This window comes from Flavobacterium aquicola (assembly GCF_003385115.1).
GTDB classification, from domain to species: Bacteria; Bacteroidota; Bacteroidia; order Flavobacteriales; family Flavobacteriaceae; genus Flavobacterium; species Flavobacterium aquicola.
Window position 1 is genome coordinate 1 of record NZ_QUNI01000008.1, and the last position, 12,682, is coordinate 12,682.

Genomic DNA, 12,682 nt, shown 5'->3' on the forward strand with positions numbered 1-12,682 from the left:
GGGCTCACCTCTTCCCATCCCGAACAGAGTAGTTAAGCCCGCCTGCGCAGATGGTACTGCAGTTATGTGGGAGAGTATGTCGCTGCCTTTCTTTATAAAACCCTGTTTCATAACGAAACAGGGTTTTTTGTTTCCTGTTGGTTCGTTTTATCAAAAAAAACATATTACATATTGCCCTAAAACAGGTGCTTTTTTGCCTTTATTTATAATATATCGTTTTCGAAGAGTTAAAATGGGTCAAGAACAAAATCTGGGGGAGGAATAATTAAAACTCCGATATTTGCAGAAAAACAAATAGATTTTGGAATCATATATAGAATTGTTGAAATTAATACTGCCTGAGTTTCTGATTGAAAATTTCAAGCTGACTTCGTTCAAAAATTCAGAAGAGAATATGCATCTGTATTTTGAAGAAAAGCCAGTGCTCCCAAAGAATTTGCTTCTGTAGAATTAGTTTCAAAAGGCTTTTTGGACGAGATTGCCATTCAAGACTTTCCTTTAAGAGGTAAATTTGTGTACCTGCATATCAAAAGACGCCGTTGGACTAATAAAACCAGCGGTGAAATAATAAAAAGAGACTGGACATTAGTTGCTAAAGGAACCCGCATGACTCAAGAGTTTGCGGGTTTTTTAAAAGAAATTAATAGATAATACAGCTATCGACTGCAATACCATTGGAAGCTTCTTCGGAGTGGGTGGCAAAAAACTTCAAAGACAATATAAAAAACACCTGAGCTCTTTTAATACTTGGACTCCACGCGAACATGCACATCAATGGATTGTTTATCCTCAAAATATAGGATCGCATTTATCCATTGATGAAGTAGCTCTGTCACAAGGAGAACTTTATACTATTGTGACCAACAAGGAAGCAAAAGGTAAAAAGGGTTCGCTGGTGGCAATTGTTGCGGGAACCAAAGCAGAACAAGTCATTGAACATATCTCTAAAATAGATCACAAACTCAGGCACCGTGTCATCGAGATAACCCTAGATATGGCAAATTCCATGAAGCTCATTGCAAAAAGATGCTTCCCAAAAGCAATACAGGTAACTGACAGATTCCATGTTCAAAAATTAGCATCAGAAGCATTGCAGGAAATCAGAATCAAATACCGATGGGAAGCTATGGACAGGGAGAACCAACTAATCATACAAGCTAAATCACACAACAAAGTATACATCCCAGATCTTTTACCTAATGGAGATTCTGTAAAACAGTTATTAGCCAGAAGCAGATATTTGCTTTATAAATCACGTGAAAAATGGACTGATACCCAAAGAGAAAGAGCACAAATGATATTTGAATCATATCCCGATATAAAGACAGCATATAATCTAAACCAACAGCTCAGAAGCATTTATAATAACCACAATAGCAAACATATCGCCATGACTAAATTGGCACATTGGTATAGAACTGTAGAAGAGTCAGGTTTTAAAAACTTTAATATTCTTCTAAATACTATAACCATTAATTATCAATCAATCCTAAATTATTTTGATAACAGAAGTACTAATGCTTCGGCAGAATCTTTCAATGCAAAAATAAGAGCTCTTAGAAGCCAATTTAGAGGAGTACGAAAAATAGATTTCTTCCTATTCAGATTATCCAATCTTTTTGCTTAATCCCCAACTTTTGATCCTGATCCGTTTTTAAAACCTGACTCTTCTACAGTTCTATACCAATGTGCCAATTTAGTCATGGCGATATGTTTGCTATTGTGGTTATTATAAATGCTTCTGAGCTGTTGGTTTAGATTATATGCTGTCTTTATATCGGGATATGATTCAAATATCATTTGTGCTCTTTCTCTTTGGGTATCAGTCCATTTTTCACGTGATTTATAAAGCCATTAGCTGGAACTTAGTTTATCAGCTATTAAAAGTTTAAAGACAACAGCCTCTTGCTAAGAGCTGATGTTAAGCTTATATCCTTTACCACGTATAACAACAATTTTTATATTCGGATCTTGTTCTAATTTTTTCCTAAGTTTTGATATGAACATATCCAGACTGCGTCCCACAATAACACCTTCGTCCTCCCATATCTCTTTTTGCAGGTGGCTTCTTTCTATTGTCTCGTTGGGTGACAATGCAAAAATGAGCAAAACACGGGTTTCCGTTCCTGTCAGGTCTATTGTATTTCCGTTTATTATGAGCTTCTGATTCTCAGCATCAAACAGCACCGAGCCCAAAGTAAACATATTAGCATTCTCACCGACAGGTAAAGCTATTTTTGGCTTAGCAGATCTCAAAAAAACAAAACCAATAAATGCTAAAAATGACAGACCGCCCAAGAAATATTCACTCTTTACTGCACTCAAAACATTCGGTTTGAATTTAATGTTAATCATATAACATGCGATGGACTGTTTTCTGCCGATACAAGCAACAATATCATCTTTTCTATTTTTTGAGACAGCGAATGCATAGACTACGCTGGCATTGCTACAGTTCAGAACGTTAACAATGTAATCATTTACGAGAGGATCTTTGGCTAATAAACTCCGTACAGCGTTCATTAAAGAGCCAGGCTCGAAAGTCAGATCATTCTCAAACCTGATCTGGTATTCGTTTTCGCCGATTTTTTTTACCGGAAGCACCCTTGATGTACTGTCGCCAGACTGCAGCAGTATCTCATGCCCGATCCTGCGGAGTAAAACTTCCCTTCTGGCGAGATCAAAATCATTACCGCTATTCTCTCTGAAAGCTAGGCAGATTACAGAAATAAATAAAAATAGCATGAATCCAAAGAGGTATTTGCTCTTCCCATCCAAGAGATTTCGGCTATTAAGCATAGTGTCAAGTTTTTATTTACAAAGTTTACATTTTTATTTACAATCCCAATCTCTCAATCCGAAAAATATCAAAGTAAATTCGCTGAACCAATTTAAATAAGATATGAAAAATAAAAAAAATGTTTTGTACAGCGTGCTTTTTATGCTGGCAGGAGTTGTCAATTTTCCCTTGCAAAGCCAACAAAAAAAAGGCACTTCCCATAGTGTCGAAATTAAGGATATGTCTACTTCTCGAGGTCCAAACGGCATTGTTCGTACCATCAAGCAGGATCGAAAAGGCAGTATCTGGATTACTTCATGGGAGGGTGTTTTTAAATACGATGGGAAATCATTTAGTAATGTCACCAGTAAAGTGAGTTCGGCACGTTTCTTTTCCGTTTTGGAAGATAAAAAAGGAAATTTTTGGTTCGCTTCTATTGGATCAGGGGTGTATTATTACGATGGGAAATCTTTTCAAAATTTCACAACCAAAGATGGGCTTGCAAATGATCGGGTTACTACTATATATGAGGATAAATCAGGCATTATCTGGTTTGGTACTGAAAGCGGTATAAGCCGTTTTGATGGCAAATCTTTTCGGAATCTAAAAATAAATGAAGCTCCGCCCGTCACTAAGGGTGATTCTGTTCATGTTTCAGTGTACCAAAATCCGCTTCCAGAAAATCATTGGATACATAATGATATTAATGCTGTTATTGAAGACAAAACAGGAAGATATTGGCTTGGTACAAGGGGTAACGCCACTATTTATGACGGAAAAACATTTACTGCTATAACCAAAAAAGACGGTAAACCTTTTACAAATGTCCGTTCCATAATCAAAGATAAAAAAGGAAATATCTGGCTGGGCGGCAATGATGGTCTCTGGCGCTATGACGGAAAGACATTTACCAATTTTACCAGAAAGTTTGTCGGCTATATCTATGAAGACAAAAAGGGTAATATCTGGACGAGTTCAGAAGGGGAGAGCAGTCAATCATGGGTTCTTTCACTGTATGACGGAAAGTCCTTGTCTGCTAAGAAACCAACGGTAACCAGAATAGCAAATAAGCCAATGATATTTGGTATTCTAGAAGATGACAAAGGAAATATTTGGTTTGGGGCGTTAGATGGAGTATACCGTTATAATGGAAAAACTATCACGGACTTTAAGGGCGGTACTGCCGGTCAAAAGTAATAAATGTATACTGAGTCTTAACTTATGCTTTAAACTTCTTTAAACGGATAAAGCTTTAATACCGCTTTATAACAGCCATGCTATCTGCCCAATATTTTCATTTATATATTAAAAAAAACTGATACTGGGGATTCGATTTTGAACCCTGACAACTTATAAAAAAAAAACTCTTTTGGGAATTAAAGAGTTTTTTTTATAACAGAAAATGCAAAAAAAATAGTACTCAATAGTATTTTGAAATAGAAACAAAACATATTCTTTTCATACACTATCTATAACACATGTCCCGTCAATCAACGGATATCATCCCATTAAATTTTCTAAAACTGTAATTTCACATTATAGCTTTTTTCTGCTAAAAACTTTTTGTACATTAGTCACAGTTAAACTAGCGAAAAATGAAAATACTAATTAAGGACGAATTATTAAGCGGAAAATCAGTTTACGAAACCGAACTTGATTTTTCAAATGAGATAATTACAGTCAAAGATATTATTACAGAAAGAGTAAAGAAAGAAGTAGAAGAATATAACAAAAAGCTGCCAGCGTACTTTAACGGCTTAGTAGAACCAATGGAAGCTGAGAAAACTTTAAATGGTTATAAACTTAAACCAAAAAAGATTATAGACGCTGAAAAACAAATTTATGCTGCCTTAGATGCTTTTCAGAAAAATGGTTTTTTTATATTGGTAGATAATTACCAAGCAGACGCTCTCGAAGAAGAAATAGAATTAAAAGCTAAAACTACTATTTCGTTTGTTAAATTAACACCCTTGATAGGAGGATAAATTATGGGAATATTTGATAAACTAAAAGCTGTAATAAATGGGAGTACCAGTGCCGATTCTGAAAAATTTGATACAATAATAAAACAAACCCACAAAGAATATATATTAATAGAAAAGTATTTTTATGATCCAGCTATCAACAACCTAAACGTTTACAAAGATGTCGCGGCAAACTGGGGAGATAACGAAAAAATTGATTTTGCAGTTTACTGCATAAAAAGGATCTGTGCTACCGCTACAGCCAGATGGGGCGGTGCTCACAGCCGAGCTTACGAAGAAAATCAGCTTTGTTTTGCCTATTTAAAGCAGCTCTTTAGGTCAAAACTAACAGTGAGAGGTTCTGATCTGTATAGAATACTTACCACAATATACGACAGTAATCATAAAGACAATACGTTTACTTTTCAAGACTGGAGTTTAACTTACCTTATAAATCAGTTTACAAAACAATTAAAGGATAAAACAATAGATGAAGAGGCACGAAAGGGTTTGCTTGTTTTAAAAGAAAAACTGGAAAAGAACAATAAAACATACCTTGAAAAAGAAAATACAAAATTACTGGAGAAAGTGGAAGAGCTTCTTTTTGAAAATAAAGAAGGTTCTATCAGGCCAGTATTATTTTTGGGAAGCGATAATCTGACACCGCCTGCAAACGCTATCCTGGAATCACAGCCAGATGCAGAAAAAAGATTATGGTACGAACTGATTGCTAAAGCACAAAAAGCGACAGGGGGTAAGCCATCAAAAAAATACATATCAGAATCGAAAGATATAATTATCCTATTGGGAGCCGAGAAGTTTAAAAAGACTGCGCACCAACTCTTTGTAACTCTTATTGATTTAAAAGAAACCATCGTAGAACATAGAAGCACATACAATAATAGAGAATATGTTTATGCTGAAATAGAATTTCTAAGCGGACTAAATACTGAAGCTATGAAAGGGCTGGTTTGGATGTGCTCACTGTTTCATGACCAGCAAACCATACAAACAATCAGCAGACTGGCTGACCGCTGTTTTAAAAAGATTCCGCAAAAAGGCCCTGCGTCTGCAGGTGTTGGGAATGCCTGCCTTTATACATTGGCTAATTCAAAAGGATTGGATGGCATAAGCCAGCTATCAAGATTGAGATTAAAAATTAAACAGAACAATACTTTAAAAATAATTGAAAATTATATACAAGAAGCGGCAGCAAAGCATGGTGTCACTACTCATGAAATCGAAGATCTCGCTGTTGATGATTTTAAACTAAAAGAAGGGAAAAGGCTTTGGAGCATTGAGAATTTTACAGCTGTCCTGGAAATTACCGGAATAGGGAAGTCAACTTTATCGTGGTTAAAAGAGGATGGTAAAGAGCAAAAATCAGTTCCTGCTGCAGTAAAGGAAAAACATTTTGCTACGCTGAAAAAAATAAAAGACATTCAAAAGCAGATTGACCAGGCAACAGCAACCCAACGGGACAGATTTGACAGGATGCTGCGAAGCAATCGTGAAATAAAACTTGAATATTTTAAAGAAAGGTACGTCAATCATGGGCTGTTAGACTGGATTACAGCAAATATTATCTTCAATTTCATCAATGAAGATACTGCCGTACAAGCTATCAGGGTAAAAGATAAATGGTTTACTGCCGATGAAGAAGAAATCAATATTGACCACTACACCCGAGTTTCTTTATGGCATCCTGCTGCAAGCAGTACAGCTGCAGTAAAACAGTGGAGAGATTATCTGATCAGTAATACAATTTTACAGCCGTTTAAGCAGGCTTTTAGGGAAATATATCTGCTTACAGAAGCAGAAATAAACACCCGAACCTATAGTAACCGAATGGCTTCTCATATTTTAAAACAGCATCAATATGTTACTTTGGCCAAAGGCAGGAACTGGACAGCGAGACTTATTGGTTCTTGGGATGGAGGCGATCAGGATACCGCATGTCTTGCACTGCCTGAATATAATTTACGTGCAGAATACTGGGTTAATTCCCTGAATGCAGATGATGCCTTTAATGATACTGGTATTTGGAATTATGTAACTACTGACCAGATTCGTTTTATGAACACGCAAACCAATGAACTCATTGAACTTATTGATGTGCCAGCAGTACCCTTTTCGGAAACATTACGCGATGTTGACCTTTTTGTTGGGGTTGCCAGCGTAGGCAATGATCCGACATGGCAAGATTCGGGAGGGCTTCCGGCTTATAGGGACTATTGGCAGTCGTATTCCTTTGGTGATTTATCTGAAGTTGCAAAAAACAGAAAAGAAATATTGACAGGACTTATTCCACGTCTAAAAATTGCAGGCGTAACTACCATTCAGGATAAGTTTGTCGTTGTAAAAGGAAAACTCCGTACATATAAAATCCATATTGGCAGTACCAACATATTGATGGAACCAAATGATCAATACTTATGTATAGTGCCAGACAGGAGTAAAAAAGATACTACTGAAAATGTTTACTTACCATTTGAAGGTGACAACGGTCTTTCGGTGATATTATCGAAGGCATTTTTGCTTGCAGCAGATGATAAGATTACAGACAGCACTATTACGTCCCAAATTAACAGGTAATAATGAGGTATTTACAGCAAAATCTTGTCAGCGAATTTAGTCTGAACGGGCAAAGTAAGTTACGTGAAGTAAAAATCCTCATTGCTGGAGCAGGGGGGCTGGGTACGCCGGCTGCCACCTATCTTACAGCAATGGGAATAGGAACATTAGGCATTGCTGACTTTGATGTAATACAGCAAACCAACCTTCATCGACAGTTTGCTTTTTCTCCCGCAGATATTGGTAAACTCAAAACAAAGGTACTGTCCGCAGTACTTACAAAACAGAATCCTGACATCCAGATTAGATGTCATAACGTTAAATTAACCGAAGAAAACGCAGTCAGCATTGTAAAGGATTATGATTTAATCTGTGACTGCACGGATAATGTTACTACACGTCTGCTTTTGGATAAGGTCTGTAAAGGTTTGGATAAAAAGCTTATTTATGGGGCAGTAAGAGGGTGGCAGGGTTATATCACCATACTTCATGGAAATTCTCAGATCGGGTTAACCGATATCTTCCGGGAATCAGATCTTATCTTTGAATCTGAAAACAATTGCAATGTATCGGGCGTTATCAGTACGATATGCGGCATAATAGGAAGCCAGCAGGCTAATGAAGCAATAAAAATAATTTTAGGACTGCAATCCAATCTTGACGGTGCTATTTTTTGTTTCGATGGGTTAACTTGCAATTCCAAGATTCTGCGGGTAAAAAAGATAGAGAAATAATCTACGCCGACGAATTTTTCATTTAGCTAAACCAAAACTCTGTTTTAATTTTAAAATCTACAAATCAATAATTTAAGCTCTTTATTTACATTTATCATTCTATAATTATGCAATAGAACTTGTCAAAAGAGAAAATCATATGATTTAGAAATATAAAATAGTTTTTTGTTTAATCTCATCCCAGCCCTCTTTAATGGAGAAGGAGTTAAAATTGGAATGTTTTATATTTCTAAAATGGTATTATTAGCACTCTGCATATTTTGAATCCATCTTTGTATTATTGGACCGAAATACGAATGTCCAACCCCTTAATTTAAATAAAAACACCCTTTAATTAGCGACTACAATATTTTATCCCTTTAAGACCAATTTGTCCCAAAAACCAGAAATGGAATAATCTGAATAAGGAGAAATCTTTATTTCATACTGATTTAGATTTGGTTCTAAATACTTTTTTTCATTAAATGAATTCTTCTAAAGCATTATCCTTCATGAAAATTTTGATAATTTAAAAAATTGTTATAAACTTAACATCAAAATACTCATTAGCATGCGATTGCCTTAAAAAACATGAAATCGGGGTATTCACAGATTATCTATTCAAGCTTTACTTAACTCATACCCAATTTAGAGCAAAAATTAAACTTTAACAGCATCTTACTATATGGAAAATTCCAGAAGAAAATTTATCAAGCAGACAGCAATATTAACTGCTGCTGCTTATACAGGAACTGTCAGCATGAGTGCAAAAAGCTATAACCGAATTATAGGGGCAAATGACCGTGTAAGAGTTGGTATTGTTGGCTTTTCGGATCGTTTTAGAGACACCCTTCTGCCTTGTTTTCTCAACCATAGCAAAGAACTGAATTTCGATATAGTGGGCCTTTCAGATTTATGGACTTACCGACGGGATCTTGGCACTGCGTATTTAAAAGAAAAGTTTGGACATGATATTAAATCCTGCCGTAATAATGATGAACTGTATGCTACAAAAGATCTGGATGCAGTTATTATCAGCACAGCCGATTTCCAGCATGCACTGCATACTATTGAGGCTGTCAAAGCCAATTGTGATGCTTATGTAGAAAAGCCTTTTGCGGAGACAATGGATGATGCCAAAGCTGCGTTTAAAGCCGTTAAGGCGAGCAGACAGATAGTGCAGATTGGCTCCCAGCGAAGAAGCGGAGAAAATTATGCCAATGCTGCAAAATTTATTCAGGACGGGAAATTCGGCCCCATTACTGCTGTTGATCTTGTCTGGAATGTAAACCAGCCTGGCAGGTGGCGCAGGCCAGATTTAGTAGCCAAACTGAAAGAAGAAGACATCGACTGGAATCGATTTTTATTAAATCGTCCTTTTGAGCGTTTCGATCCAAGAAAATATTTAGAGTATCGTTTGTTCTGGCCTTATTCATCGGGTATGCCCGGACAGTGGATGTCGCATCAGATTGATACTGTACATTGGTTCACTAATCTTAAACACCCTCGCAGCGTGGTAGCAAATGGCGGTATTTATACATGGAAAGATGGACGTAAAAACTGGGATTCTATGGTCGCTGTGTTTGATTACGGACAACCCAATTCTTCCGATGGTTTTCAGGTTACTTTTACTTCGCGGATGCAGAATAGCGCAGGGGATGTGGGCGAAGTATACTATTCAAATGGCGGTGAATTAAATTTGATTACCAATAAGATTTCGCCAAAAGGTGGCTTACACGAAAAAGAAGCTTCCGCAATGGGCATGAAATCCAATCTTTTGCCAGAGCTAGATCTCAGTAAAACTGAAATCAAAACTGCAACTGGAGCCAGTATGGGCGGAGATCTGCTAACATCGGGACATATGAGAAACTGGATGGAATGTGTGCGCAGCCGCAAAACTCCAAACGCACCTGTTGAAGCTGGTTATTCTCATTCGGTTGCAAATATCATGACCAATGCTGCAGTGCATACCGGAGCAAAAGCCTTTTTCGATGAGGAAAAGCAAGAAGTAATCACAAACGGAAAAATATTTAAATAGTAACCTGAACCAAATCATAACCATGTTATACATTAAAAAATACAGCCTTTTAGCTCTTTCTTTAATTAGTTTATCAGTAGCCGCTCAAAAAGAAAAACCCTTATTCGATGGTAAAACCTTAACTGGCTGGAAAGCCGTTGGAGGTGCAGCACCATACAAAATTGAAGATAAAATGATTGTCGGCACTATGGTGAAAGACACGCCAAATTCCTTTTTAATAACAGAAAAAGAATTTGGAGATTTCATATTAGAAATTGATGTAAAACTGGAAGGAGAAACAACAAACTCAGGTATTCAAACAAGAAGCCACATTAAGCCGGATGGAGGCAAAGAAACAGTTTTCGGCCGTCAGATGGAAATTGACCCGACACCAAGAGCTTGGACCGGCGGTATTTATGATGAATCAAGGAGATTATGGCTTTACCCTTTAGAATTAAATCCTTCGGCAAGATCTCTATACAAAAAAAATGCATTTAATCACTATAAAATCGAGTGTATTGGCAACGAAACCAAAACTTGGGTTAATGGAGTACCTGCCGCATATGTAATCGATACTTTAGATCAATCGGGTTTTATCGGCCTGCAAGTACATAGTATCGGCAGTAATTTAGAGAACGAAGGCAAGAAAGTATATTTTAAAAACATCAATATCAAAACAGAGAATTTAAAAGCGACACCTTTCCCAAAAGGGGTTTATACAGTAAATTACACGCCAAATACCTTATCAGAATATGAAAAAAAGGAAGGTTACAAACTGCTTTTTGATGGGAAAACTAACAATGGCTGGACAGGAGCCTATAAAACTGAATTTCCGGTGAATGGCTGGAAAATTGCCAATGGAGTCATTAGTGTCGAGCCATCAGGCGGTGCAGAATCTACCAATGGAGGCGATATTGTAACTAAGGAGGAATATACTGCTTTTGATATGTCGTTTGAGTTTAAACTTACTCCAGGTGCTAATAGCGGCGTGAAATATTTTGTTACATTAAGTGAGAAAAATACAGGCTCAGCGATTGGTTTGGAGTATCAGATTTTGGACGATAAACTGCATCCCGATGCTAAACTGGGCAGAGATGGAAACCGTACTTTGGCCTCTTTATACGATTTAATAACTTCGAAAAAAGAAGACCGTTATCTTCGTCCAATAGGGAGCTGGAATAATGCCCGCATAATTGTTTATCCAAATAATAAAGTGGAACATTATTTAAACGGGGTAAAAGTTTTGGAATATACCCGCGGATCGGAAGAATTTAGAAAATTGGTTGCTATCAGCAAATATAAAGACTGGAAAAACTTTGGCGAAGCACAAAAAGGCCATATTCTGCTTCAGGATCATGGCAATAAGGTTGATTTTAGAACTATTAAAATTAAATCCTTATGATGGACCGCCGTTCGTTTGTTAAAAATACTGCTCTCTTAGGTTCTAGTTTATTAATTGGAAGTGAAGTTTTTGCAGGTTTAATTTCCGATGAAATAATCAATATTGCAATGATTGGCTGCGGTGACCGTGGCAAAGGCCTGCTGTCTGTAATTAAATCTATGCCAGCTAAATATAAAATAATTGCCTATTGTGATCTGCTGGATTTTAGACTAAAAGAAGCCGAAAAATTTGTTCCGGCCGATGCGAAAGCTATAAAAGACTATCGTGCGATTTTGGATGATAAAACCATTGATGCGGTCTTTATCGCCACACCTTTAAGCGAACATTTTAAAATTGCCAATGATGCTGTGCTTGCCGGAAAGCATGTGTATGTAGAAAAAACTATGACTTATCATATTGAGGAGGCATTGGAACTCAGAAAACTGGTAAGGAATCACTCTAAACAGGTCTTTCAGGTGGGATATCAATACCGCTATTCGCCTTTGTATTTTAAGGTAAAAGAGATGATACAATCCGGCTATTTGGGCAAAGTGTCCCAAATTGACTGCCGCTGGGACCGAAATGGCAATTGGCGAAGAACAGTTTCTGATCCGTCGTTAGAAAGAAAAATTAACTGGAGAATGTACAAAGAATATTCCGGCGGCCTGGCTGCAGAACTTCTTTCGCATCAAATCGATTTTATTAACTGGGCTTTTGAAACACAGCCTGATGAAATTATCGGGTCGGGCGGCATTGATATATTTAAAGATGGACGTGAAACTTATGATAATGTCCAAGCTATACTCCGTTACAAAGAAAAAGAGATGATAGGAAATTTTGGCGCTACCTGCGGTAATGCACATGACGGTTATCTATTTAAAATAAAAGGCACAAAGGGCTCGGTTTCACTGCTTACCAATACAGGGGTATTTTATCCCGAAGAAAATGCCAAAAAAGAGCTGGGTATTGTAGACGGCGTAACAGGTGCTTCAAAAATTGCAGTCAATACAGACGGAGGGATTCCGATTTTGAATGCTCCCACCATTGACGGGACAAATTATGCCTTAGAAGAATTTTATAAGTCAATAACCACCAAAAAAGAACCGGCATCTAACATTAATACGGGTACTCAGGCAGCAATTTGTGTTGCCATGTGCAATGAAGCTATTTATTCGGGTAACAAGCAAATGTGGAAAAAGGAATATGGCCAGTAAACTGAAAAATAAAAAGACCAGCTTTTAAAAAATATCTAGA

The 12,682-nt window shown here is 37.0% G+C and carries 10 protein-coding genes, 1 rRNA gene and 1 pseudogene; 10 read left to right on the plus strand and 2 right to left on the minus strand.

Going from position 1 to position 12,682, the window contains the following annotated elements; genetic code table 11:
• The 3 genes from rrf to C8P67_RS14030 all read left to right on the plus strand — a co-directional run.
• Window positions 1–91: ribosomal RNA gene (gene rrf / locus C8P67_RS14020) — 5S ribosomal RNA — on the plus strand; the annotation flags it as partial.
• Between the two features lie 377 nt (window positions 92–468).
• Complete coding sequence (locus tag C8P67_RS22445; protein WP_317125457.1) at window positions 469–651, plus strand: ISAon1 family transposase N-terminal region protein; 183 nt, start codon at window positions 469–471, stop codon at window positions 649–651.
• A 40-nt stretch (window positions 652–691) separates the two neighbouring features.
• Complete coding sequence (locus tag C8P67_RS14030; RefSeq protein WP_245980459.1) at window positions 692–1,627, plus strand: ISAon1 family transposase; 936 nt, start codon at window positions 692–694, stop codon at window positions 1,625–1,627.
• Here C8P67_RS14030 and C8P67_RS14035 read toward each other — a convergent pair.
• Window positions 1,624–1,842 (minus strand): annotated as a pseudogene (locus tag C8P67_RS14035) (transposase); the annotation flags it as partial. The gene C8P67_RS14030 and the pseudogene C8P67_RS14035 sit on opposite strands and share 4 nt — an antisense overlap.
• Before the next feature lie 66 nt (window positions 1,843–1,908).
• Window positions 1,909–2,799, minus strand: a complete 891-nt coding sequence (locus tag C8P67_RS14040; protein WP_115813805.1) for a winged helix-turn-helix domain-containing protein — start codon at window positions 2,797–2,799, stop codon at window positions 1,909–1,911.
• 103 nt (window positions 2,800–2,902) lie between these two features.
• Here C8P67_RS14040 and C8P67_RS14045 point away from each other — a divergent pair, with 103 nt between their 5' ends.
• From C8P67_RS14045 to C8P67_RS14075, 7 genes are all read left to right on the plus strand, one after another.
• Window positions 2,903–3,976: a ligand-binding sensor domain-containing protein gene (locus C8P67_RS14045; protein ID WP_245980462.1), complete on the plus strand. Its 1,074-nt coding sequence runs from the start codon at window positions 2,903–2,905 to the stop codon at window positions 3,974–3,976.
• A gap of 398 nt (window positions 3,977–4,374) precedes the next feature.
• Entirely contained in the window at window positions 4,375–4,764 is a 390-nt protein-coding gene (locus tag C8P67_RS14050) for a hypothetical protein (RefSeq protein WP_115813806.1), read from the plus strand.
• Window positions 4,765–4,767: 3 nt separating this feature from the next.
• Entirely contained in the window at window positions 4,768–7,338 is a 2,571-nt protein-coding gene (locus C8P67_RS14055) for a DUF4132 domain-containing protein (RefSeq protein ID WP_115813807.1), read from the plus strand.
• Between the two features lie 2 nt (window positions 7,339–7,340).
• Window positions 7,341–8,051: a HesA/MoeB/ThiF family protein gene (locus tag C8P67_RS14060; protein WP_115813808.1), complete on the plus strand. Its 711-nt coding sequence runs from the start codon at window positions 7,341–7,343 to the stop codon at window positions 8,049–8,051.
• Between the two features lie 664 nt (window positions 8,052–8,715).
• Window positions 8,716–10,068: a Gfo/Idh/MocA family protein gene (locus C8P67_RS14065; RefSeq protein ID WP_115813809.1), complete on the plus strand. Its 1,353-nt coding sequence runs from the start codon at window positions 8,716–8,718 to the stop codon at window positions 10,066–10,068.
• 22 nt (window positions 10,069–10,090) lie between these two features.
• A complete protein-coding gene (locus C8P67_RS14070) occupies window positions 10,091–11,449 on the plus strand; it encodes a 3-keto-disaccharide hydrolase (RefSeq protein WP_115813810.1) in 1,359 nt (452 codons plus the stop codon).
• The gene (locus C8P67_RS14075) at window positions 11,446–12,642 is read left to right on the plus strand and encodes a Gfo/Idh/MocA family protein (RefSeq protein ID WP_211319916.1); all 1,197 of its coding nucleotides are present in this window, start codon (window positions 11,446–11,448) and stop codon (window positions 12,640–12,642) included. Before C8P67_RS14070 ends, C8P67_RS14075 begins: the two co-directional genes overlap by 4 nt.
• Window positions 12,643–12,682: the final 40 nt, after the last annotated feature.

Excerpts from the sequence above, each read along its gene's own strand:
- C8P67_RS14040 (WP_115813805.1), bottom strand. The coding sequence starts at position 2,799 with ATGCTTAATAGCCGAAATCTCTTGGATGGGAAGAGCAAATACCTCTTT.
- C8P67_RS14045 (WP_245980462.1), top strand. The coding sequence starts at position 2,903 with ATGAAAAATAAAAAAAATGTTTTGTACAGCGTGCTTTTTATGCTGGCA.
- C8P67_RS14050 (WP_115813806.1), top strand. The coding sequence starts at position 4,375 with ATGAAAATACTAATTAAGGACGAATTATTAAGCGGAAAATCAGTTTAC.
- C8P67_RS14055 (WP_115813807.1), top strand. The coding sequence starts at position 4,768 with ATGGGAATATTTGATAAACTAAAAGCTGTAATAAATGGGAGTACCAGT.
- C8P67_RS14060 (WP_115813808.1), top strand. The coding sequence starts at position 7,341 with ATGAGGTATTTACAGCAAAATCTTGTCAGCGAATTTAGTCTGAACGGG.
- C8P67_RS14065 (WP_115813809.1), top strand. The coding sequence starts at position 8,716 with ATGGAAAATTCCAGAAGAAAATTTATCAAGCAGACAGCAATATTAACT.
- C8P67_RS14070 (WP_115813810.1), top strand. The coding sequence starts at position 10,091 with ATGTTATACATTAAAAAATACAGCCTTTTAGCTCTTTCTTTAATTAGT.
- C8P67_RS14075 (WP_211319916.1), top strand. The coding sequence starts at position 11,446 with ATGATGGACCGCCGTTCGTTTGTTAAAAATACTGCTCTCTTAGGTTCT.